This is a genomic window from Granulosicoccus antarcticus IMCC3135 (assembly GCF_002215215.1).
Taxonomy (GTDB): Bacteria; Pseudomonadota; Gammaproteobacteria; order Granulosicoccales; family Granulosicoccaceae; genus Granulosicoccus; species Granulosicoccus antarcticus.
Window position 1 is genome coordinate 7061288 of the sequence record NZ_CP018632.1, and the last position, 23042, is coordinate 7084329.

The 23042-nt window shown below is 51.1% G+C and carries 17 protein-coding genes; 4 read left to right on the top strand and 13 right to left on the bottom strand.

Annotated elements, in window-relative coordinates; all coding sequences use genetic code 11:
- The first annotated feature begins 221 nt into the window (after nucleotides 1-221).
- Both IMCC3135_RS30685 and IMCC3135_RS30690 read left to right on the top strand, forming a co-directional pair.
- Nucleotides 222-809, top strand: coding sequence for a LysE family translocator (locus IMCC3135_RS30685; protein ID WP_088921060.1), 588 nt, complete (start codon nucleotides 222-224; stop codon nucleotides 807-809).
- A gap of 88 nt (nucleotides 810-897) precedes the next feature.
- Nucleotides 898-1464, top strand: a complete 567-nt coding sequence (locus tag IMCC3135_RS30690; RefSeq protein ID WP_088921061.1) for an NUDIX domain-containing protein — start codon at nucleotides 898-900, stop codon at nucleotides 1462-1464.
- Nucleotides 1465-1477: 13 nt separating this feature from the next.
- On the opposite strand, the gene IMCC3135_RS30695 is transcribed toward IMCC3135_RS30690, so the two are convergent.
- The gene (locus tag IMCC3135_RS30695; protein ID WP_088921062.1) at nucleotides 1478-2743 is read right to left on the bottom strand and encodes an aminotransferase class V-fold PLP-dependent enzyme; all 1266 of its coding nucleotides are present in this window, start codon (nucleotides 2741-2743) and stop codon (nucleotides 1478-1480) included.
- An 88-nt stretch (nucleotides 2744-2831) separates the two neighbouring features.
- Nucleotides 2832-4685, bottom strand: coding sequence for an O-antigen ligase family protein (locus IMCC3135_RS30700; RefSeq protein WP_088921063.1), 1854 nt, complete (start codon nucleotides 4683-4685; stop codon nucleotides 2832-2834).
- A 427-nt stretch (nucleotides 4686-5112) separates the two neighbouring features.
- Here IMCC3135_RS30700 and IMCC3135_RS30705 point away from each other — a divergent pair, with 427 nt between their 5' ends.
- On the top strand, nucleotides 5113-6039 hold the full coding sequence (locus IMCC3135_RS30705) for a YfaP family protein (RefSeq protein ID WP_088921064.1): 927 nt from the start codon (nucleotides 5113-5115) through the stop codon (nucleotides 6037-6039).
- Between the two features lie 110 nt (nucleotides 6040-6149).
- Here the strand turns inward: IMCC3135_RS30705 and IMCC3135_RS30710 are convergent, their stop codons facing one another.
- Nucleotides 6150-7685, bottom strand: coding sequence for a YifB family Mg chelatase-like AAA ATPase (locus IMCC3135_RS30710; protein ID WP_088921065.1), 1536 nt, complete (start codon nucleotides 7683-7685; stop codon nucleotides 6150-6152).
- Between the two features lie 128 nt (nucleotides 7686-7813).
- Nucleotides 7814-8176, bottom strand: coding sequence for a DUF805 domain-containing protein (locus tag IMCC3135_RS30715; RefSeq protein ID WP_088921066.1), 363 nt, complete (start codon nucleotides 8174-8176; stop codon nucleotides 7814-7816).
- A gap of 301 nt (nucleotides 8177-8477) precedes the next feature.
- Between IMCC3135_RS30715 and IMCC3135_RS30720 the strand changes: the two genes are divergently transcribed.
- The gene (locus IMCC3135_RS30720) at nucleotides 8478-8792 is read left to right on the top strand and encodes a BON domain-containing protein (RefSeq protein WP_088921067.1); all 315 of its coding nucleotides are present in this window, start codon (nucleotides 8478-8480) and stop codon (nucleotides 8790-8792) included.
- Nucleotides 8793-9113: 321 nt separating this feature from the next.
- On the opposite strand, the gene IMCC3135_RS30725 is transcribed toward IMCC3135_RS30720, so the two are convergent.
- The 9 genes from IMCC3135_RS30725 to ltrA all read right to left on the bottom strand — a co-directional run bounded on the left by IMCC3135_RS30725 (nucleotide 9114) and on the right by ltrA (nucleotide 22968).
- Nucleotides 9114-10265 (bottom strand): FlgD immunoglobulin-like domain containing protein, encoded by a 1152-nt coding sequence (locus tag IMCC3135_RS30725; RefSeq protein WP_088921068.1) that lies wholly within the window; start codon nucleotides 10263-10265, stop codon nucleotides 9114-9116.
- Nucleotides 10262-11164, bottom strand: coding sequence for a TolB family protein (locus IMCC3135_RS30730; protein WP_088921069.1), 903 nt, complete (start codon nucleotides 11162-11164; stop codon nucleotides 10262-10264). Before IMCC3135_RS30730 ends, IMCC3135_RS30725 begins: the two co-directional genes overlap by 4 nt.
- Nucleotides 11165-11167: 3 nt before the next feature.
- A complete protein-coding gene (locus IMCC3135_RS30735; RefSeq protein ID WP_157736404.1) occupies nucleotides 11168-11863 on the bottom strand; it encodes a hypothetical protein in 696 nt (231 codons plus the stop codon).
- An 89-nt stretch (nucleotides 11864-11952) separates the two neighbouring features.
- Entirely contained in the window at nucleotides 11953-12420 is a 468-nt protein-coding gene (locus IMCC3135_RS30740) for a hypothetical protein (protein WP_088921071.1), read from the bottom strand.
- A 72-nt stretch (nucleotides 12421-12492) separates the two neighbouring features.
- Nucleotides 12493-15984: an RHS repeat-associated core domain-containing protein gene (locus IMCC3135_RS30745; protein ID WP_088921072.1), complete on the bottom strand. Its 3492-nt coding sequence runs from the start codon at nucleotides 15982-15984 to the stop codon at nucleotides 12493-12495.
- Between the two features lie 24 nt (nucleotides 15985-16008).
- Nucleotides 16009-18279: a hypothetical protein gene (locus IMCC3135_RS30750; RefSeq protein WP_157736411.1), complete on the bottom strand. Its 2271-nt coding sequence runs from the start codon at nucleotides 18277-18279 to the stop codon at nucleotides 16009-16011.
- Nucleotides 18280-18525: 246 nt separating this feature from the next.
- A complete protein-coding gene (locus IMCC3135_RS30755) occupies nucleotides 18526-19587 on the bottom strand; it encodes a chromate resistance protein ChrB domain-containing protein (RefSeq protein ID WP_088921074.1) in 1062 nt (353 codons plus the stop codon).
- Between the two features lie 495 nt (nucleotides 19588-20082).
- Nucleotides 20083-21366 (bottom strand): RNA-guided endonuclease InsQ/TnpB family protein, encoded by a 1284-nt coding sequence (locus IMCC3135_RS30760; RefSeq protein ID WP_088921075.1) that lies wholly within the window; start codon nucleotides 21364-21366, stop codon nucleotides 20083-20085.
- Nucleotides 21367-21597: 231 nt separating this feature from the next.
- Nucleotides 21598-22968, bottom strand: coding sequence for a group II intron reverse transcriptase/maturase (ltrA, locus tag IMCC3135_RS30765; protein ID WP_088919225.1), 1371 nt, complete (start codon nucleotides 22966-22968; stop codon nucleotides 21598-21600).
- Nucleotides 22969-23042: the final 74 nt, after the last annotated feature.

The window sequence follows — 23042 nt, forward strand, 5'->3', positions numbered from 1 at the left end:
GACCGATCAAGCTTTATGCAAGCATATTCACTCATCACCCACAACTGATTGCGACGCCATTAACAGCCTGCTCCCAGATCACAGGCAGTGAAAATGGCGATCGAATTGGAAGTCAAGCATTCCCTTGCAGCGAATGTCATGTTAAAAGATGCCTCTTTACCGGACAGGAACAGGGCGAATATGGCCTTACCCCGGTAGCAACAACGGAACTTTTATCAGCCATGGGTGTATTTCTGACCGCTGTTTTCTTCTTGCTCATCACGCCAGGACCGGGAGTTCTGTCCACCGCCGGAGTCGGATCTTCGTTCGGCGCATCCCCTGGTTATCGCTATGTCGCCGGGCTGTTCATTGGCACCAACCTCGTGGCGCTCGCCGTGGTAACGGGCCTGGCCGGGCTGGTACTGGCACAGCCGGCACTACGTACCATTCTGATGTACGCCTCCATCGCCTATCTGTGCTATCTGGCTTTTCGCATTGCCTTCGCAGGTTCGAAGATCAGATTCATCCAGAGTGCCAAGCCGCCAGGAATTCGTGATGCGGTGCTCTTGCAAGCCATCAACCCCAAGGCCTACGTCGTCAATACCGCATTGTTCACAGGCTTCCCATTCGCAGGCATGGCCTTGTGGCAGGAAACCACCTGGAAGTTTCTTCTGATGAATCTGATCTGGGTACCGATTCATTTGCTGTGGCTGGCTGCCGGCATCGGTCTGCAAAAACTTGACCTGCCTGATCACTGGCACCGAGCCATCAACATAGTGATGGCCCTGTCGCTGCTGATGGTGATCCTACTCGCCATCAAGATGGCATAACGTAAACTGAGTGACTGAAGCCATGCCTCTCGGACTACGATAGATGGCAACTCATTTCGCCACTAATCAATAAAACCAGGAACTCTCCATGACAAGCATCACGGACAAGCGCTGGCTCACCCATTCGACAGAAGAGATCTACGATAATCCGTGGATTACGCTAACCCACCGTCATGTCAGTGCACCTACTGGCAAGCAGGGTATTTATGGCGTGGTGCATTTCAAGAACACAGCCATTGGTGTAATACCCATCGATGCCGAGGGATATACCTGGTTGGTCGGCCAACATCGTTACACCTTGGACCAGTACGAATGGGAGATACCCGAAGGTGGCGCACTAATCGGTGAGTCCTCATTGGCAGCGGCTCAACGAGAATTGCGTGAAGAGACGGGTATCGTTGCCCGTCGCTGGACCAGCCTGCTCAAGCTGAACACATCCAATTCGGTAACCGATGAAGTTGCTCGTGTATTCCTCGCTCAGGACTTGAGCTTTGGTGAGACCGAGCCGGATGATACTGAATTACTGCAACTACGGCGCATTCCTCTCGATGATGCTATCAACATGGCACTGGATGGTTCCATCGCAGATAGCGTGGCTATGAGCGCCCTGTTGAAGCTTGGCCTGCTGCTGGACAGAGGTGTACTTTCGATCTGACTAGCTGCAGGACTCAGGTCAGAATGTCATCTAGTGCATCCAGCAACTGCTGCATATCTTCCTCATCCGTAAAATAACCGGGAGACAGACGGATGGTGCCACCGCCATCAACCGTATCGGCATCAACATGCACCAGCGGCGCACACTGCAGGCCAGCACGTGCACAGATCTGATGATCAGCATCCAGCTGATCGGCAATCCGCTCTGTTGGCATGCCATCGACCGTAAAACTCAACGTAGCCACCCGCGCATCGTGCCGTGCATTAGCAAGAATTCGTACGTTCTTGTGTTCACGCAGACAGGCTTCGATGCGCTCCAGATGAGTCAACTCAACCTGATGTATATGGCGTATAGCCAACTGGCAGAGCCCCGCATGAACTGGACTATTGCCCGTTGCAGAAACCTTGTGAGCAGACATCACCTCTTCGCCAGGCAAGATAGTCTCGCCCTTTTGCAGGCGCTCACCCAGTGCGCGAAACCATAACTGGGCAGCGTGTAATCCGGCAACACCAGGCAGGCAGATCGTGCCGGCTTCCAGATGATGTGGATAGACATCGGGCTGAAAACTCGACAATGAATCCACACCTGTTCCTCCGAATCGTTGCGCTGGCAGGTCAACGGACTCGGCCACGATCATGCCGCCGATGCCCATGGGCCCGAACAGACCCTTATGGCCCGGGAAGGTCAGCACACTGATACCCAGCTCATCCATCGCGATGGGCAATACACCGGCAGTCTGCGCAGCATCGACAATAAGCAGCACACCGGCAGCTTGGGCAATCGCAGCAACTTCTGCCAGAGGCTGCACCGTACCGATGACATTGGAGGCGTGATTGAAAACAATGGCGCGTGTATTGGGCCGCAAAGCCGACTTGATGGCCGCTGGATCGATATATCCATCAGCACCAGGGGCGACTCGTGTCACTTGCACTTGACGATCGCGCTCTAGATGATTAAGTGTGCGCAACACTGCGTTGTGCTCAAGACGCGTGCTGATGACGTGATCACCTGCAGTCACCAGCCCGGCAATACTCATATTGAGAGAGTCGGTGCCATTGAGTGTAAACACCACTCGATTGGCGGGCCCTGAGTAACCGAAAAATCGGGCCAGCATCCTTCGAGTAGCCGTAATCATCTGCTCGGCCTCTACGGCTAGCAGACTGCCACTTCGCCCCGGATTGACACCATGCGAGCGGAAGAAACTGTCCATGAACTGATAGACAGGCTCAGGCTTGGGCCAAGTGGTAGCCGCATTGTCGAAATAGGCGTTGTCTTTCATGGACTTGGGTTCAAATTATCAATGCACTGGTAACGTTGCAGAATACAGCATCCCTGACTGGGCAATTTTCTCAATCAACGGAAATCAGCTACGACTTCTTGTTCGACTTCTTGTTCGACTTCTTGTCCGAGTCCTGGGCCGGGTCTGGATCAACTTCTTCCCATTCGCCGGACACATCGAAATCCTTGTCATAACGATCAAGGTCCAGTGTATCGTCAATACCCAGATCGCCGGGTTCATCCAGCAAGACATCGACTTCTGTCATTGTTTCATTCAGCTCACCCAGATCAATGTCTGTCTCATCCAGCCATTGTGCATCTGCTGTGTCGTCTATATCCGTAGCAGAGGCAAGGGGATCCGTCGTCTCACCCATATTGACAGTGGAAGCCAGCGTATCCAGATCTGTCTCGCCATCCCCTGAGTCCGAAGAGAGTGTGCCCTCATCAGCATCGCCAGAGTGCTTTGTCAGCTCTACTGCGCCCGCAACGGCACCCGCGCTCGCAGCTGCACCCGTGACTGCATCTGCGTTCTCACCTGATGATGCTGCAGCTTGCTTACGCTCCAGCCTTTGTTGCGTCGCACCCAGCCATGGCTTGCCAGGCACAGTTCCATAGGGCGTGGCCCCATAGCGATGATCAGTACTCTCGGCATAGTCACGCGTCTCATCCAGTTGCTCGGCTTCGGCATCAGTCAACACCAGGTTGATCTGCCGCAGCATGCTGATCGGCAAGGCGAGAAAGAAGATCCAGAACAGCTCCCGGGTCACCAGAAAACGGGCTTCCGAGTAGTTGCTGACCAGGTAGGCGGCGACAAAACCGAGGACAAAGAGAACTCCGACCTGCTGCCGTTCGTATTGGCAGTAGAAGATTTCGATCAACTGCTGCGCCACCATCAGAAGGGCGATGACCGCCAGCGGCATGCCCACTTCGGAGGCAACCTGTAACAGACCATTGTGAGCGTGATAAACCACCCAGGTAAAGTCGAACAGACTTTGCTGAATCCAGATGGTGCCATCGGTCGGAAACCACAGGGAACCATAGCCGACACCTGTCAACGGATGCTGCAGAATCAGTTTCCACACCTGCCCCCAGACTTCACCGCGCCCTGTCAGGTCGCCAGTACGTCCGACCAGCTCTGCCGTATCGATATTGGCAATGGCCAGCGCAATGACTGCCGTAAACAGCACGGCCATGAATGCCATGCGGATAAATCCCAGATGAAAGCGACCGGCAATGAAGAAATACAGAGATAGAGCACCAGCAATCAACATTGCCAGTAACGAGGTGGCCGACTGACTCAACGCCAACGCCCCCAGACACAGACCCGCCAGCAGAAAACACAGCAGCTTCAGACTCGTGGCCTGAGTGGAATCACTGAGTGTGATGTAGAGCAACACACCCACTGCTGCCCAGAACCCCAGATCGTTCTTGGAGTTGAAAACACCACGCCAGACCTCAATCCCCTCATAGGCCTCGATCCCCAGACCCGGCACAGCGATCGCAGCTCCGATACTGGCCAGAATGCATAGACCCAGGACCACTGCGAATACCCGCAAGGTTGTCAGCAACGGTACGGTGAAACCGATATAGACCGCCAAAAGCGAGCTTCCCACCAGGTGCACCGTTCGTTCCGCGGATACCCGAGCGTCAATGGACCAGGATACTGACAGGATGCTGCCGAGCATCAGAACCACCAGCAGGATACGGTATCGGACCAGCCAGGAAATCCAGTTGATGCCGTGGTTGAACATGAGTCCAAGCAGCGCTGCCACATACAAAAGCAGCCAGAGCGGCGTCAGGATCTTTTCGAAAGGTCCACCCACAAAAACCATGATGGTCGGCATGACGCCGGTTCCCAACAATATGGTCATCACCAGCACGCTCAGAGCAACCAGTGATCCACGCGAAGGCGCACTCCGCTCGGTATAAGTTGCTACTCGCATGCCGCACCTGCGGGGTTGGTCGACACCCCGGAATAAGCCCAGATTTTCATCGCACAATGATAGCTGTTGACGTTGACGGCTGCTTGATCAACTGCGCCTCTATCGGCGCTAATGTCTTGGACTTTTGGGCAAAGCTGGGTACCTTGTCACGAATATTACTCAAAAGCTGCTTGAGAAGCGGTGCACACAGATACAACAGGCCCTCAGTCAGGTAGCTGCATGCTCTGCCCGGAACCCGCCTCAAGCTTGTCAATATAGTAGAGGATCACTGCCAGCAGACGATGCCCAGCAGAAAAAGCACTATATTTCATCTCGCAGATGCGCCATTCAAACTATACGTTCCGACAGTCTGTGGACATTGAATTTCGTTAGTGACGGGCACAGATGCTAGTCTGTAGCCAGACTCATTGAACACTGGACAGGACTCTTGAATATTTCAACTGGATTTGGAAGTGCAATAATTGCTTTGACGGTCCTTACGGCTTGCAGCAGTTCTGATGATAACGAACCGGTCAGCGATACGATTCCGCAAGCTGACGTCATCACTGATCCCGCCCCCTTGTTCGACGCCCCGGGCGAGTATGGCTGCGAAAATTGTCCGGATAGTGATGCCGAAAATTTTTCGATCGCCACATCTGACACGGCACTTAACTTCAGCAGCTCTGTCCTTGGTGCCGTCGGTGATGGTGAATTCTATATTCTGGGCGATGATGGCTCGGCTATCAGCGGTGTCATCCCCACCAGTAGCACAGGCAGCTTTGACTTCACTACACCGGTATTTTGTGGTGTACAGATCATCAAATGCGTCTGGTCAAACGAGGCTGGCAGCTATGTACTCATCACAGAGATCACACGCGATGACTGTACCAATGCTGAAATTCAATTAACGCTCAACTGGGACGACATCGGTGCAGATTACGAGCTACACCTTATAAAACAAGGTGGTCGAATCAATGACAACGATACCGACTGCACCTGGACCAGTTGTATCGGCGCAGGGCCTGACTGGGGATTGGCTGGCGACACCTCCGATAACCCACTCAAAGATGTCGATGATACGGGCTCTTTCGGGCCCGAGAATATTTTCCTTAACAATCCGGAAAACGAAACATATACCGTCATGGTCGAGCACTGGGGTTCGGGAGGCGCCGAATCTGCCGGCAACCTGATCTTCAATGTCGCTGGCGAAACCACATTGGCAGAAGTCACTAACCTGCCCTCACATTTCGTCTGGAATGTGGGCACCATCGAATGGCCATCAGCAACAGTCGTGCTGGACGGTCGCATTATTGATTGCACAGCGGACTGGTCAGGAGGCTGCACATTGGACCTGCCAGGCAATCCGCCTAACTGATCAGCCAGATTGATGGCCCAACGACAGGGCGGCTATCTCATAATTCAACACCACAGGCGGTAGGCATGAATGCCACACCGCTACCAGTGTCGATGGTTTTCGTACATTTCTCAAAAACTGTTGAGAAGCGGTGCACGTCGGTACGACAGGCTCTCAGCCAGGTGGCGGCATTCGACCTTAGCATCAGCCTCAAGATCAGCGATGGTACGAGCCACTCGTAACAAACGATGCTGAGCCCGCAAAGTCAGGTTCAGGCGTGTAGTGGCCTGCCGTAGCAAGTCGCTGGCAGACTTGTCGAGCTGTGCATGCTCATGCAGAACCCGTGGCGCTAACATGGCATTCGTCATGTGTTGCCGATCAAGCTGGCGATCGCGTGCCTGCACTACCCGCTGCCGGATCAACTCACTGCTCTCATTGTCGCCAACCACTGGCGCGCCCACCGCCAGATGCAGCTCGCGTTGCATATCCACATGCAGGTCTATGCGATCCAGAAATGGCCCTGAGATGCGTGACTGATAACGCATGATCACATCCGGTGTACAGTTACAACGCACCACGGCATCATTATAGTAGCCACAAGGACAGGGGTTCATCGCCGCTACCAACTGGAAGCGCGACGGAAACTCTGCTTGCCTGGCGGCTCTGGAAACCGTTATTCGGCCCGTTTCCATGGGTTCGCGTAAAACGTCGAGGACGGAGCGTGAGTACTCCGGCAATTCATCGAGGAATAAAACGCCATGATGGGCCAGTGAAATTTCTCCAGGCATGGGATTTGCGCCCCCTCCCACCAAAGCCACGCCAGATGCCGTGTGGTGAGGTGCACGAAATGGACGAATTCCCCAATGCTGCGCATCAAAGCCGGTGTAGCTGATAGAGGCCACCGATGCTGCCTCCATCGCCTCCATCTCGCTCATGGGTGGTTGTATACCCGGCAGTCGACTGGCCAGCATGGATTTACCAGTGCCGGGCGGACCTGCCATTAGTAAATTATGTGCCCCTGCCGCCGCTATTTCCAGTGCTCGCCGGGCCTTATGCTGGCCTACGACATCCGACAAATCGGGCACTGTCGGGCGACCTTGCAGACCCATCGTAGCGTTTTCACCAGAAACGCCATACAGCACCAACGGCTCCTTGTGACGATGCTTGAGCTGCCGGAATGCCTCTTGCAAACTATCAACCGCGTAGACTCGCGTGCGTCGACTGCGAATGGCTTCGGCAGCATTAGCCGTTGGAATGAAAAGACTGAAGCGCGATTCTGCGAAGGCATGCGAGGTAGGCAGAATGCCACTGACCGAGCGTAATTCTCCGGTCAGGCCAAGCTCTCCCAGCACCATCAACCCATCCAGCGCCTGTTCGGGCAACTGCCCTGTCGCCTGCAGAATGCCCAGTGCAATGGGAAGATCGAAACGGCCACCGCGCTTGGGCAGATCCGCCGGCGCCAGATTGACGATGATCTTCACCTGCGGAAAGGTCAACCCCATGTGCTGTATAGCGGCTTTAACCCGATCTTTGCTCTCACGCACCGCTGACTGCGGCAGACCGACAATTGACATACCCGGCAGACCGCCACCGATATGAATTTCAACGATTACGGGCAGAGCCTGAACTCCGCATAGCGTGCACGAATGAACCGTGGCGTAGGACATGGAACCTCCGTGTTCCAGTTGAGTAATGGCTAGAGCCTACCAGCACAGCCTGGTTGGCTGACAGGACGAGACCTGCTCAACTGTATATAAATACAGAGTCCAGATTAGGCGAGGATCCTGACAACAACTCAGGCAATCATCTTGCGGCCTGGTCCCATCTTGTGGCTTGGACCGTATTCATTATCACCATCACTCTCCTTGATCAGAAATATGATCAGGATGATAAAACCAACAAACGGAACAAGTGTGATCAATTGCCACCAACCTGACTTCCCAGTATCGTGAAGCCGCCGAGCCCCAATGCTGAGACTGGGAACAAACATGGCCAAACCAAATATCAAACCCAGGATCATTGTTCCCAGCAAGCCATCCAATATTGCCAATACAACAACAAAAATCATATAGAACAACATATACATCCAGAATTCTTTTCTTCCGGTTCGTCCTTCGAACTGCGCATATTGTCTAATTGCGTCGACAAAGTGTTCCATTGATCTCTCCTGGCTAATTCAATGCAATTTCAAGATAGCTAAATCTCGACAATCGCAGAGTTTAGTCCGATTTTCAGCATCAGTGTCTGCTTGCCGCAGGTACACCGTCCGCTCGTTGGCTTGCAATGGCGATTCTGCCTATGCGACCGCCAACTGCTCTAGTCAGCATGCAGCTTCGAGCAGATTCCCCGTGAACTCGACCAAGCTTGTCTTGCATGGGTATTTTTTGCAACCGAAGGTACCCAACCACTTAGTTCACTAACATCAAGCCTCAATCAAAACCCAAGACGACTACATAACCATGAAAAACATCTCGCGTTTACTGTGTGCTGTGACTATCAGCGCTTTTGTCGCTCTGACTGCCGGCTGCGCCAGCACCGCAACTCAGGAAAGTACTGGTCAGATAGTAGATAGCTCAATCATCACAACTAATGTCAAAGCTGCACTGGCAGGTGACGACTTGGGCACACTGACGAGTGTTGAAGTTGAGACATTCAAAGACATCGTGCAACTCAGCGGATTTGTCAACACTGAAGAAGAAAAAACCACAGCCGGCACCATTGCAGAAGCAGTGGACGGCGTGATGAAGGTCGAAAACAACCTCATCGTGAAATAGCCTCTCGATAGGAAGTTTCGTGAAGACATTCCCGATTTAGTAACACTTGGTACCGGTTAACAGGCAGAAAATTGTACTTTGACCTGACGGTTAACCGGTACCAATTTCGACATGACAAATATTCATCTGGAGGCACAATGCCACGCAATATCATTTATATCGTCGGAGTGGTAGTTATCGTAGTTGTAGTTTTGAAACTGGCTGGAATTTACTAACACAGCTTCTTCATCCCGCTCGCAAGGCCAGAAGAGAGATGGACAGGTTTGTCGTGATGATTACCTACAGGCTTGATCCATCCTCGATGCTGCCGATAAATCTCATTCAATCAGTACTACCATTGGCTTGCACGATCTCGAAAGCAATCGTAGCCGAGCTGATAAATCCGCCAAAGCCGAACAATTGCACGGTTGCTATATGACGACCTATAGGCAGATTACTGGCATCGTATTGCCAGATCATTGGTACAAAGCCTTGTTCCTCTTCAGATTGGAACTCATAGTTGACGTAAAAGCCTGTCTCGTAGAATGAACTGTCGAGAACCCATCGATCCTCTACAGGCACATTGATTTTGAAGATGGCCTCACCGCTCACTTGCGGTAGACCACTGACAGATGTCGTTTGCTGCTCAACAAATTCTATTGATACTCGCGGTTCAAAGCTACGCGGTAGAAAAAAGTCTCTTGATAGCCGTTGGCCGTTTCTCTGCAACTGGATAGCTGTCAGATTCACTTCTGGTTCTGGCAACTTTTTATGCACTCGGTACTGGCGATAGTCACGCTTATTGTTGCCTGTGCTGATGATGGTGAACTGTGGTAATTGATAGGCCATCACGACAAACCACCGATCATCACGATCGGCAAAATACTCCACCTGGTCAGCGTCATACCCGTCCCAGCGCACGACAACCTTGCCACTGGCCACAGGCTCCCACCGCCTTATTGCACGCATCATAGGTCCCTCATCCACTCCACTGCGCACGAGTACGCGTGATGCGTATGGCACATTGAATGACAGTTCAGTGCGACCACGAATTGTCCACGCAAGATCAGCAATTATCTCGCCGCCCGAGTAACGAGTGGGATCATCTATCACGACATCTTCATTGGCATAAGTGGCCTCGAATACGGGTGTCCACGCCTCATCAGGCACCACCACACCTTGATCGTCCTTACCATCCCAAGTCACCGCATAACGGCCGCTTTGATAAGGTTTTTCATCAAGCAGCCGTCTGATTACATCACCATCAGCACTTTTAATTACCAGTGACACTTGAGTATCGTTGTCGGTAGCGAAGGCAAAATCGTGCGTTTTCCTCAGTGATGGATTGAACTCTTCAACGTCACTCCATAACAATCCGATAGGCTTCATGGAGTTTTCTGGTGCTATCTCCAGGTATCGTATTTCGGCGTGAACGGTGTTTGCACACATGCACGCAACGACGACAAATACAAACCATCTGATACCTCGACTCATGGCTTGATCTCCAGGTTACGGATGTCCATGATCGTATCGGGTAGCGTTACTTGCACAGCCTCATCACCTTCCAGGCGCATCAGGGATGTTCCTGAAGGTGTTTTTCTGATGAAAAAAAGTGTTCCGTTCTGATCAGTCACCGGCTCACTGTCCCTGAATGAACCGAAGGTCAACTGTTCAACTGGCGCTCCTGGCTGTGGACGCATGCGCCAGATGTGATAGTACCTATCTGGTGCATTAGAAGAAAAATACAGCCAATTATCTGCACTGAGATGAGGCTGGTTAGACACATGATTCAACAAGGTCAGTTGAAATTGTTTTGCTGTGTCGTTCTCTCTTTGCCAGATCTCCCAGATCATGCCCTCACAATCATCAACACAGCTAGCAGTGGAGTAAAACAGATCATTGGTGTCTCGTGTGTAGGGTTCAAACTGAGCCGAGCGTTTACGCACTAAATAGTGCTTCCTGCCTGTGTCACCGGACACTGCCACAATATTAGTGGAGCGACTTTTACCATCGGGCATCTCCACCAGATACAGCCATTTTCCATCTTGTGAGTAGAATGGCTGGGTATAACGGAGAGTGCTATCCAAAGCTGCACCTGCGGTGTCAAACACGGGCGTTGTTGTTTGCGCGTTGAGATCGTATGTATACAACACACTATCAGAGCCGATAAACGCTACCCTCTGAGTGCTAGCACTGTAGCTCATGACCCTTGGGTTCCTAATAGCTTCAACCACGATCAACTCACCCTGCTTTTCCACCATGACCTGCCACTTGTCGGTGAGAGCGATCAAGGCCAATCCTGCGGGTACTGCCGCAGAGGCTAAGCTGGTGGTGCTAAACAACAGCAGCAAGAGAACACTCCACACGCTCACGAACTGTGTAAGCAACTTCATGATTTACTCCTCAGTTTTTCCGGACAGACTTAAGGCATGCATCGCCTGTCTGCGCCGACTTATAAGAGCATACACAACACCAACAATAAGGAATCCGTAGAACATCATCATAACTACTCCACGGGACTCACTACCGATACTGGCACTGTGCAAGACGATCAGCGCAATACAAGGGTATACCAAGAAGCGATGTATCCTTGCCCATTTGAAGGAAACTTGACGTGCCAACGAACCCATGACGATAACCATCATTATGAGATAGGCAGACACAACCCCTACCGAAACCATTGCATCGTAAAAACCTGAATTGAATCGAGGCAACAGCAGAAACCATGGGGCGTGCTCGGACCGCAACTGTACCGCTGTCATGAAACAACCCACATGTCCGACGATAGTTACCGCTATGAGAAGCGCTAGCGTCTGATGCCTATGTATCGGCCAACGGCTGCGTGCACCACGCACACCGGCAACCCCTATCATCAACATACTCAGTACTTGCAAGGCCACCAGAAAAACCGCATACAGCGCAAACAGCTTGGACAGCAGATAGAATTGCTGTCCGGCAGGAAGCTGTGCTTCCAGAATCCGTACAGGATGCCCCACAGACTGAACCCATAGAATAAAAGGCAGGAGTAGAACCACCAGAAACACAACGGCAGAAAACACCTTGACACGAACCTCCGATTGCTCCATTCGCATACTCGTGTCCCTACCAGCGTTGATTTCCTGCTCAAGACGATAGCATGCACTGATGTGCTTCACTAGCCTATTGAAGTCCAACTGCTTCCCTACACGCCCATTAAGGTATCCCAGAACGAAATTGTTCTTTCCGTGTACTGTTTTTGCAGTGTCATACTCACAGATACGGCGTTCTGATTTGGTCCACAACCTTCATTCATCAAGTAATTGAAGGACAGTTCATGGCCAGCATGGTCAAGGCTTAGGTTCTTCTGACTAATCCTAGCGGTATAGACCCCGTTGGATCTCTTTTTGAACAAGGCTATTGCTGACTCGGGAATTGCAACATCCTCGTCAGTTTGGATATTTTTCAGTGTCATCGCCTGTAGGACTACTTGGCAGGCTTCATGGATAGCACCACTTTCCGATTCAAACCAGAGCAACAATTCGTACGGAGGACCATTGACGCTGGTGTCATCGTTCAGATCCCGCATTGTACCTCGCAGCTTTGCATGCGCAACCAACGAGGTCAGTTGTAATTCTGGTTCAGTAAATTCATAATTTTTATGTACTTTCATACTACATCCAAAACACGCAGATAATACTACTGCGATAACAATCAGAGATCTGATGTAAGTCATGTCGACAGACTATTGAGTCAGATGATTATAGGTGACGATAAAGCGTTGTGGATTGAACATATCCACAGGAGAGGTGCCAAACACAAAATACGGAAGCACATCAGCAATGCCATGCGGAATACCACCCAGAAAACGTGGCCCGAAAAAGTTGTAGGTACCTCCGTTAGCAGCGGTGATCACCAGGTTATCATCGCAATCGAATACAGCCTCGCTACGACCATTAGGAGAGACGAATTTACGATTACCATCGTTGCCTTCTCCCATCCGATGATAGATAGACTCGTTGCGTGTTAACTGCGTCCAGCCATCCACATCTCCAATATCCGATACGTCATCGTTCCAATAGTTTCTTGTCCAGTTCACGATGGCAATACCTCCTACTACTATTCCGCCAATACAAACACCACCGCACGCAAACTCTCCAGTGGAATCAAAGTAAAGAAGGGGGTTGGCACTGGCGTAACTATAAGTATTGAGTCCATCCATCAGGCCCATGGGATCAGATTGGATATACCGACCATGCTTCGGTTCATAATACCGTTGGTTGTTGTAATGAAGATCAGTTTCGGCATCAAAATACTGGCCAGGAAACCTTACATTGAATTGCACTGTATTCTGCGGCGCTGTAGCAGCGTCCAGGGTCTCGCCATACGGGCCAGCATACGATTGCCAACCCAGCGAACCAGCGGAATCCACCAACGATGTCGGTGTCATCAAGTGATCCCCCACCACTTGGTAGTCTTCGGATAATTCAGAGTATTCCAGCGGCATCAATGCTGCGCCGTAGCGATAACGCTTGTCAGGTGCACCAGAAGAAGCACTAGTCTCACCAATGAGCATGTCGCCAGCCCATTGGAAGTTGGTAGTGATTGAGCTGGCAATTTTTCGAGTGCGTCTGTTCATACCATCATAGGTGTACCGGGATAGTTCAGTAGGCACCTCGTTTTGCACCTCAACTACGCTGCTTAAACGGTCTCGCGCGTTGTAATTGTACTGGGTTTCAATACCGGTCAGCTTATTGACCCGAGAGGTGAGATTACCGGCCGCGTCGTAGCCAAAACTGAACGTATTGTCTTCCAGCAATTTGTTGAATGCATCATACTGTTGATCGGATTCGGTGCGATTGTGTCGAGAATCGTACTGATAAGCGAAGGATTGGCCTGTGTTTGCAGTTACTAGCCTGCCAATGACGTCGTAGGTAAAACTCATAGGGCCATTCGGTGCACCTTCAATCTGGATGATTCGATCAAGCGTATCCCATGTGTACTGCAGTAAGTCACCACTGAGCGATGAATGGTCTAAAGCGAGTATTCTTCCCACCGCATCATAGGATTTGGTGGAGCTCCTGTTCCCGGGTCTGGTGTGAGTTACCTGCCTTCCCACTTTATCGTACGTAAAACCATGCGCACCTGATGGCGTTACCAACTCACTAATAAGCCCTCTCGCATCGTAACTGTAACTCACAGTCTCATCCGAATGTGTAGAGGAGAGCACCTCACCCTCATTATTGTAACTGTATGCTACCGTGCTGCGCCCTTGTCCCTCGGATAGTACCCTGCCTAAAGAGTCATAGGTGTAGTTGATAGTTGGACCCGCACTACTGATGCTCAGTACTCGCCCGAGCACATCATAGGTATATCTTCGTCTGTCGGCACCACCAACAGCGCTGTCACCAGATACATCTATACCAGTCATACGCTGACTGCGATCAAACGTGAACTGATAGACCCGCCCACGGCTATCTGTCATCGACGCCGGTAGATTGCTGGTCTGGTAGGTATAGCTCTTTGTGTATCCGTCGGGGCGTGTTTCGTTCAGCAAACGCCCGAAGCCGTCGTATTCGTACTCGTGCTCGAAACCAGCAGAATTACGCAGAGATAACACGCGACCCGCAGCATCGTATCTATAAGATGTCGTGTTACCCATCTCATCGGAAACACTTGTCTGGCGATCCAGAACATCATAGGAGAATGTTGATGTGTCGCCTGCCGGATTAACCATGATCTCCATATTCCCTCTGTCATCATAGGTAAACGTGCTGGTTCTTCCCAACGCATCTGTGGTTGATATCAGGTACCCCGGAGCGTCAGTAGCGGCAACCGTTCGATGCCCTTCAGCATCAGTGAAGGAGCTCAAGTCACCATTCATTGCGTAGCTAAGTGTCGACACATTCCCTGCGGCATCGACAAGCTGTGTTGGATTACCGAACATGTCATAGTTTGTCCGGTGGATGCGGCCTGATGGTGTAGTGAGAGTGATTACTCGGTCTGTATCACCCTGATACGTGAAGCTTGTAGTTCCGTCCGGCGAAGTTGTTGATGTCATTCTTCCTAGTGTGTCGTATGTACCCGTGAACTCAGTACCCAGCATGTCCACGAGTTTCACCATATTGCCATCCTCATCGTATTCACGAAAATACGCTGTACCTCGATTCACAGGTGGCATTACTTCTACGACATGACCTTGATCATCGACTTTATAGGCCCAGCGTGCACCGACAGAATCGGTTTTGTAAATGAATCCAGATTGCTCGGTGTAGGTCAGTATGTCGTCTGCTATTGAATAACTATCTACTACGCTGTGTAAGCCGTACACAACACTAATCATCAGCACATCGGACTCATCATAAACGGCGTTTAGTAACGAATACACTTGGGCGCTTGCCTCTCGCACACCGTTCTCATATTCGTACCGTCGCACGCCCCCAGCGGGATCTGTCACTGAAGCTAACGTGCCTTCCGCATTATATGCATACTCCCACTCACGCCCACTATGATCCGTGACGGAAGTCACATGACCTGTGGAATTGAATGCAAATTGCAGGAAACGGCCGTGTTCGTCGGCAATCCGGTTAAGCACACCATTGCTGTATGCGTAAAGAATGCTGTTGCCGTTTTTATCCTGATCCGACGTTATTTGTCCAAGGCTGTTGTAGATTTCCGAACTGCCATCAATGCGCGTCAATTGTGTGGTGTTATCAGCATTGGCCGTGAGGGTATAACCGGGCAGCCCTTCAGGGGCTGTGTATAGTCCAGTGGAGCTTTGGTCGAAATAGTAACGGCGCCCATTTGACAATCGATAGACATACTGTGCAACGACCTCCGCAACTCCATCCACATCTGTGGCCCGATACTGCAACACTTTAACCAGCGACTTTTCACACTCAGCCGTCCAACCTTTACCGAAAAAGCCTTCTCGTGCATCAAACGCACGATAGGTGCGTGTTAATGACAAATTACGTCTACCAGGGATAGATACGTCAGTATCCCTCCAGATGAACTCCCGATTCTGTAGCATGACTGGCGAGCCTGTCTTTGACTCATCACAAGGATCACCGGTCTCATCATCTTTTTCAGGCTGTTCTGGACCAGTGAATGCGTCATGTGTGTTCTGATCATTGGCATTGTCGGCTGCAAAGATACTTCCACTTACGATCGGTCCGCACAACAATAAGGTGAACAGTGTGGATCCAACAAGATGCACTATTTTTTCAATGTTCATGTTGTCGCCTCGATGATCTAATCATTAGTAACGAATTCTCTGCATCACATGCGCCGGTAGCGAGGTGCCGCCGTATGCATCCACTGCGACTAACTGCAAACGATAGCCATCAGGGGCAAGCAGATTGCCGGCGTTGTCACGCCCATTCCAGCTCACGGAAGTGTCACCTGGGGCAAGGTTCGGAAATGTTTTTCTAAACACCTCCGCGCCACTGTTGGTACTGGCAACAGTAAGTTCGATACTGGCAGGACGCGACAGATTGAAGCTGATCACACTTGGTACTAGCGCAACCGATCGTGTTGGAAAGTAAATAGGAAAATCGGCCTGCTGGTCAGAAATAACAGCATGGTGAGTTAGCAGAATTGCATTGTCAGCTACACTTTCAGCGATCACCCCCGGCACGTACGCGTCTCGTGTATCTACCACCGGCAATAACTTGCCAGTGGTGCCCTCACCATTCCATTCGATATGGTAGTCCCCGTCAGCAAAATACCGTGCACGAAAAAAACTGGAAGAAGTTTCGAGAACATCGTTGCCGCGCTGAGTTACATAAGCGGTTACTCGATTGATGCCATAGTTATTCAGCGTAATAGGATAAGAGACAGGCTGATTGTTGAACGGCTCAATACCAGCACGTAATACCTGAGTATCTACGCTAATACTTGGATAGTAATTCTTTACTGTTTGCGTATCCCGTAAATCCAACGTTTGCTCGGCACCTGCCACCTCAAAATTAAGCAAGGCATAGTACAAGCCTGGAGCAACGATCTGACCTGTAGCGTTCTTGCCATCCCATTCCAAAGTGTACTCACCTGTGGAGCGCGAACGCCTATCTCCCAGCGTTCTGACAGGATCGCCAGATTCATTGACAACCATGATCTCGGATACCGAATCACCACCAAGCGTTAACATCACCGATGCTGTTTCAGCCGCTAGCGGATCCATAATATTATCACTGATCGAGATACTGTGATTTGCATTCACGATCACCTCGACAAAACGTTTCCCTACTGTTCCATCAGCGGCTGTAACGAGAAATGTCAGGTAGTAGTTGCCGGGAACTTCATAGGTGTGATCCACAACTACCAATCCACCGGTTGTCGTTACCGGTACGCTGGCATCGAAGGTACCATCCCCATCGTAGTCAACATCGCCACTGACAATTCCGGTGCGCCCGGGATCAGTCACCTGAAACCGGATGCTGGCAGCATAGGGCGCATCACCTGATAGATTGCCTGGTGAGCTTATCAAGGGTATGGGACCACTAGCAGCCTCAACCCGGATCGAAGGAGCGCTGCCAATGGTGGCAAGTCCCAGAGTATCGGTAATTCGAACTGACGGAGTAAACGAACCCGCCGTTTCATAAACCATTCGCAACTCACTAACGAACTCCCCTCGCACCAATCTGGGCTCGGATGTTTGATCAAAGACCCCATCACCGTTAGTATCCCACTCAATGGATTGGATCTCTTCTGCATCATAGGCCACTAGCTCGAAGGTGACACTAAACGGCACTTCACCAGCTGAAAATCGACTTGAGATATACAGATCATTGATTTTTGGCGCTTCATTTTCAACCACAATGATACTGGTGGCTTCAGCCTGATTACCTCCGTCGTCCCAGACACGTATGCGGGCTGTATAGGTGCCTGGATTATCATAGGTATAATTCAGCGAACGACCTATCGTGTCAAACTCATCGAGCGTAAATCCACCGGTACGAATGCCAAGGTTGTCGAATCCCTGAGCGCCTACTCCGAGCCCACCATCATTGGGACCACCATCACCCTCAAAATCCCAGAAATAACGACTTATATTTGTGGTGGATGAAACAACCGGTGTGAACCTGACCGTCAAGGGTGAAAAACCCGAACTTATGTTACTTTGCAACATGACGGCGGCTACCGCGTTGACTGTTACAGTGATTCGCTGTCCAAAGCTACCTTCACGCCCGGTAACGGTTGCCAACAGCACGTATTCGGTAGTCTCTGTGGGGGTGACCAGAAGTTCACCGGATTCTGCCAGAATTGTATTGTCAGGTAACAGCTTTACCGAGCTTGCATTCGGCACTGTCCAACTGAGTGAGGTGCTGTCGCCCTCGACAATAGTTAATCGCGTGGCCACAAACTGAGCGCCATTAATATCGCTGAGTGGCGCAAAGCTTTGATCGTCCGGAGGAGGCTCAGCATTATTGCTGGAACCACCACCACATGATGACAAAGCAATAACGGCAAACAATGTAATCCATCGCGCAACAAACGGCAAAGAGTTCAAATGCGCCAAATATTTAAACATTACGGTACCTGCGCGGTGCGAGTTAATTACAATCTTACATAATTAACATATTTGGTAAAGCCTTTAGAAAACATCCAGGGCTCTTACCAGAGAATAGCGATCGTCACGAGGGCGTGATGTTTTCTGGCCAATTGAAGTGAATAGTTGTTCTATTCACATCAATTGAGGGTCAAAGTTGGCAAAATTATCGCGTCTGCAGTAGATCAGTTTATTCTTGGATAGGCTCATAGCAGCGTTACGGCGACGCTACTGGACACTCGACTTCTTTACTGCAATACGCAGTAGTTGCTCCATGGCTTCGTATTCCGTCATCGCCATAGCACCTGCAACCGGCAGCCCAGCGGTGTGCCAGCCTTTGATCCCATATGGCTTCATTATGACGGCATCGACACCGAGAATACGAAGTTTTCTGGCCGCCTCATACCCTCGGAAATCTTTCACGCAATACGCAATGACACGATCAGCGCGGCTGAACAATTGTGCACTATCACTATCAAGAGAGCGAAGTGTCATGTTGATTGCTCCGGGGATATGACCCTCCCGGTATTCACGTCGTTCTCGCGTATCCAGAAAAACAATTTCTTCCCTCCTGGCAATCGCCTGGAGCACTTCGCTAAGGTCCATTTCAGGAACTTTCGCACTATCCTCCATGGACTTTTTTTCCCTGCTCACAACGGTACTGCATCCCTTACGTGGCTGTAGTGTTTGTATGCCAGTGTCAATCGATAACGTCTGTGCGGCCAAGCCACTGGCCACGCGATTAAAGAATTCAAAATAACACGATTGCGTTACCTTATTTCTACCTATATCCAGCTGCATCTGACGAAACGCAGTCTCGACAAGCTGGCTGTACACCTCCTGATTCGGGTTCCACGCATTTATTTCGATGTCATGAATGATATCGCCTAGCTTTACGGCTATTTGATCAGAGATGTTATAGCTCTGCATCAACGCTGAATAAGTGGTGGCGGTTCCGGTTCGATTATACGACGCTCCCGGCATGTCAAACGTTGTAACACCAGATACCGCTGTGGGGTTTTCGACCAGACTCACTGGCAGTGGATTGATAAAGGTACGAATTAGCCACACCGACGCCCATTTATCAGGACCTTGGCCATCGGTTGTCTGGAATGTAGATCGCGCCCAGCCAAAGTTTATCGGCACAGTGAACAACAACAGCACCAGCACAAGAAAACGTAAAATCAACCTTCGAGTAATAACTTGCATGATGGCCACCGGACATTTCTGATATTGGTTTAACACTGAATATTGAGATGCACCCACAGGATGCATCTCATATTTATCCAATACTTTTGCACAGATCTTTTAACAGCCTCATTCAATGAGGACCAGTGTCAATCAGCCTAATTCCACACCCCTAGCTGAATGAAAAAATGGCATGACACAAACTGGATACTAGTAGTCCAACCGGAAGATATTTTCATGTTCAGAGCCTCAGTGTGCCTTCCCGACAAGACGCCTCGACGAAGGCGTACCGGGGTACGTCAAGGAGAGGCAACGCAGACGGCGAGGCACACTGCGGCTCCCTTCGGGCGAGCCAGACAGCCGCGCTGCCTGCGTTGTCCTTGCTCGACGTACCCCGGTACGCTTTCGCAATGGCGTCTTGTCATCACGGCTGTCTGGCTCGCTGAACATGAAAATATCTTCCGGTTGGACTACTAGTAATTGAAGTAAGCGACAAACCAAACCTTACTGGATCTACGCAACTTCGTGTGGGTCATTTACTGCGCTCAATAGTTGACGTCCTCCCCTCCCTGAAGAAAAAGGGGATTCCTACGGCGTTCAAGCACATGCCTGAATCGCTTCGACGGAAGGCCGCCCCGTGGGTTCCTGCTTCACTGGGGCTGCCTTAACTGCATGTTCGTGCAATTCAGGTCTAACGTCCCCTCCACCGGAATGCCGGACCAAGGCCATCACGGCGTGTCCCGCCGCTACGATATTCTTTGCCGCATTAACATCGGCGTTCTCTGCATGCCCACAAGAGACACAGCAGAAGCTCTCTTGAATTTTGCGGTTCTCTTGCGCTATATGGCCACAGCCTGAGCATTGCTGACTGGTGTACTGAGCCGGCACCACGATCAAATCACCACCCGCCCACTTGAGTTTGTAGCCCAACTGTCGACGGAATTCACCCCAACCTTGATCGAGAATTGCTCGATTGAGACCCGATTTGGCCTTGACGTTTTTTCCTGGAGCTTGTCGGGTGCCGGAAGCCGAACGAGACATATTGCTGACCTTCAGGCCTTCGATACACACCACCGCGTGATTTTGTGCGGGGCCGCCCAGGCAAATGAGGTGTGATTTCTGATGTAGGTAGTCGGCTCGGACATTGGTGATTCGAATATACAGGCGGGCAATTTTTGCTTTCTGTTTTTTCCAATTACGGGAATACTTGCACCGACGAGCCAGCGATCGCTGTGCGTGTGCCAATTGTCGTTGAAGTTGTGCAAAACTGTTCTTTGGCAAATGAATGACGCCGTCGCTTTGTGCGGCAAAAATAGCAATGCCCAAGTCGAGACCAATCGCTGTTGTGGATGGGTGTAGAGGAGTATCAACCTGTTGCGCAGTTTGAATTGAAAAGAACCATTTACCGCCTCGCTCACTGACGGTGATATTGCGTAGCGTGCCGATGACATTACGGCTGTTTCGGTAGCGCATCCAGCCTAACTTAGGTAGAAAAATACGATTATTGGTCTGATCAAGCTTGAACTGTTTGGGCTCGGGGAAGCGAAAGCTATTCCCACGGCCTTTCTTTTTGTACGAGGGGAAAGCAGCGCGTTTGGAAAAAAAGTTCTGATAGGCCCGATCAAGATCTTTCAGCGATTGCTGCAACGTTTGAGCGGGTGCGAGTTGAAGCCACAGTGTGTCTCGATCTTTACGCCAGGTTGTCAGGCTCTTGCACATCTGGACATAGCTGATGTACTTCAGTTCGGCCTTATGGTTCTCTTGCTGAAGTGCCAATGCCTTGTTGTAGACAAACCGGGAACAGCCTGCAAACTGCCACAGCTGGCGGGTTTGTTCACCATTGGGGCGTAGCTCGAACTTGAAGGCTTGTAGACGTTCCATGGACTGAATAATACACTGGACCGATAGAGAGTATGCCACAAATACCCATTAAACACTGTATTTATAAACAGCTGTTAGAGGGTGTATTATTACTATCGAATCAGGAAAATCTTCGAGCTAGACGAAAAAGAGGCTCCGCCTCTAGCGATCGGGATAGGGGCCGACCGAAGTCGGGCCCCTCCCACACCACCCGGCATGCGGGTCCGCACCGGGCGGTTCGAGAAGTTGAGGTCATGAGAGACGAGGTACACCGAGGCTATCGTAGTACTTTACCGATAGAATAAGGTGCAATCCCGAAAGGCTGTTGTGCCAACAACGTTTGCTAGAGCAAGCGATGAGCTTAGCCAACTCCTGCGAGGCACCGAGACGACGTAAAGCGTCATACGCCGTACGGCCGCGTCGCCAGTGCTTGAGCTGGATAGCCCGCAATCGGCGTCGTATCCAGCCATCCAGATCACGGAAGATTTTCGGCGTTTGTGCCAGATGAAAGTAAGCCTTCCATCCGGGAATGAAACTCCGAAGTTCTACCGCAACTTGGACAAGGCTGCGACCACCGACGCGACGTGTGATCTGCCGGATGCGCTGCTTGAACTTGACGATTGCCGAGGGCGATACCGCGATCTTGACCGTGTTCCCACTCCACCGCCGTAAGCAGTAGCCCAGAAATTTACGACCAAACACGGGCCCGACTGCAGTCTTTGCCTCGTTCACCCGAAGGTGCAGTTTTGCATACAGCTTCCGAAGAGAGCGCAGTACCCGTTCCCCCGCCCGTTGACTACGAACATACACATTGCAGTCATCGGCGTATCGGGCAAACTTGTGTCCGCGCCTCTCCAGAGCCTGATCCACTTCGTCCAACAGCACATTAGCCAGTAACGGTGAAAGAGGGGAGCCTTGTACGGTTCCCTCCAAGCGTTCCACCAATACGCCGTTGATCATGACGCCAGCTCGAAGAAATCGTCGAATCAACCGAAGAACGGCCTTATCGTCGATTCGCTTACTCAGCCGGTCCATGAGAACGTCGTGATTGACCCTGTCGAAAAATTTCTCAAGATCCAAATCAACCACCACCTGATAGCCTTGTTGCACACACTGCTGTGCATGGAGCACAGCGTCATGAGCACTTCGACCCGGGCGAAAGCCGTAGCTGAATTCCGAAAACGTCGGGTCAAGCAGGGGTTGCAGTACTTGCAACAGTGCCTGCTGGATCAGGCGATCAATGACGGTGGGTATCCCCAATTCCCTGGAGCCTCCACCCGGTTTCGGAATTTCCACGCGTCGCACGGCCGATGGCCGATAACTACCGCGCAGCAATTCATCCCGGATCACTGGCCACTGGGTTTGAAGATATTCAATCGTTTGAGTGATTGAAAGACCGTCTACGCCCGCACTACCTTTATTGGCTTTGACGCGTTTCCACGCCTCCACCATGTTCTCTCGCGAGAGCGCCTGCTCAAGCAGATTCTCCCGCCCCAAGCTTTCGGTTCGTTGAGGCACCGACACCGCTTCACCGCGTGCAGGAAACTTTCGGGCTTCACCCGTTCGTCTCTCACTGCGCCTCGATCTCCCGAGTTTCTGGTGCTTTGCTTTGTCGAGCGTCATCGTCTTCTAGCTCTCCTTCTCGTTTAGCCCTTCATCGCATGATGACGACTACTATGGCCTCTGCTGACTTCTCA

Excerpts from the sequence above, each read along its gene's own strand:
- IMCC3135_RS30685 (WP_088921060.1), top strand. The coding sequence starts at position 222 with ATGGGTGTATTTCTGACCGCTGTTTTCTTCTTGCTCATCACGCCAGGA.
- IMCC3135_RS30690 (WP_088921061.1), top strand. The coding sequence starts at position 898 with ATGACAAGCATCACGGACAAGCGCTGGCTCACCCATTCGACAGAAGAG.
- IMCC3135_RS30695 (WP_088921062.1), bottom strand. The coding sequence starts at position 2,743 with ATGAAAGACAACGCCTATTTCGACAATGCGGCTACCACTTGGCCCAAG.
- IMCC3135_RS30700 (WP_088921063.1), bottom strand. The coding sequence starts at position 4,685 with ATGCGAGTAGCAACTTATACCGAGCGGAGTGCGCCTTCGCGTGGATCA.
- IMCC3135_RS30710 (WP_088921065.1), bottom strand. The coding sequence starts at position 7,685 with ATGTCCTACGCCACGGTTCATTCGTGCACGCTATGCGGAGTTCAGGCT.
- IMCC3135_RS30715 (WP_088921066.1), bottom strand. The coding sequence starts at position 8,176 with ATGGAACACTTTGTCGACGCAATTAGACAATATGCGCAGTTCGAAGGA.
- IMCC3135_RS30720 (WP_088921067.1), top strand. The coding sequence starts at position 8,478 with ATGAAAAACATCTCGCGTTTACTGTGTGCTGTGACTATCAGCGCTTTT.
- IMCC3135_RS30725 (WP_088921068.1), bottom strand. The coding sequence starts at position 10,265 with ATGAGTCGAGGTATCAGATGGTTTGTATTTGTCGTCGTTGCGTGCATG.
- IMCC3135_RS30730 (WP_088921069.1), bottom strand. The coding sequence starts at position 11,164 with ATGAAGTTGCTTACACAGTTCGTGAGCGTGTGGAGTGTTCTCTTGCTG.
- IMCC3135_RS30735 (WP_157736404.1), bottom strand. The coding sequence starts at position 11,863 with ATGCGAATGGAGCAATCGGAGGTTCGTGTCAAGGTGTTTTCTGCCGTT.
- IMCC3135_RS30740 (WP_088921071.1), bottom strand. The coding sequence starts at position 12,420 with ATGAAAGTACATAAAAATTATGAATTTACTGAACCAGAATTACAACTG.
- IMCC3135_RS30745 (WP_088921072.1), bottom strand. The coding sequence starts at position 15,984 with ATGAACATTGAAAAAATAGTGCATCTTGTTGGATCCACACTGTTCACC.
- IMCC3135_RS30750 (WP_157736411.1), bottom strand. The coding sequence starts at position 18,279 with ATGTTTAAATATTTGGCGCATTTGAACTCTTTGCCGTTTGTTGCGCGA.
- IMCC3135_RS30760 (WP_088921075.1), bottom strand. The coding sequence starts at position 21,366 with ATGGAACGTCTACAAGCCTTCAAGTTCGAGCTACGCCCCAATGGTGAA.
- ltrA (WP_088919225.1), bottom strand. The coding sequence starts at position 22,968 with ATGACGCTCGACAAAGCAAAGCACCAGAAACTCGGGAGATCGAGGCGC.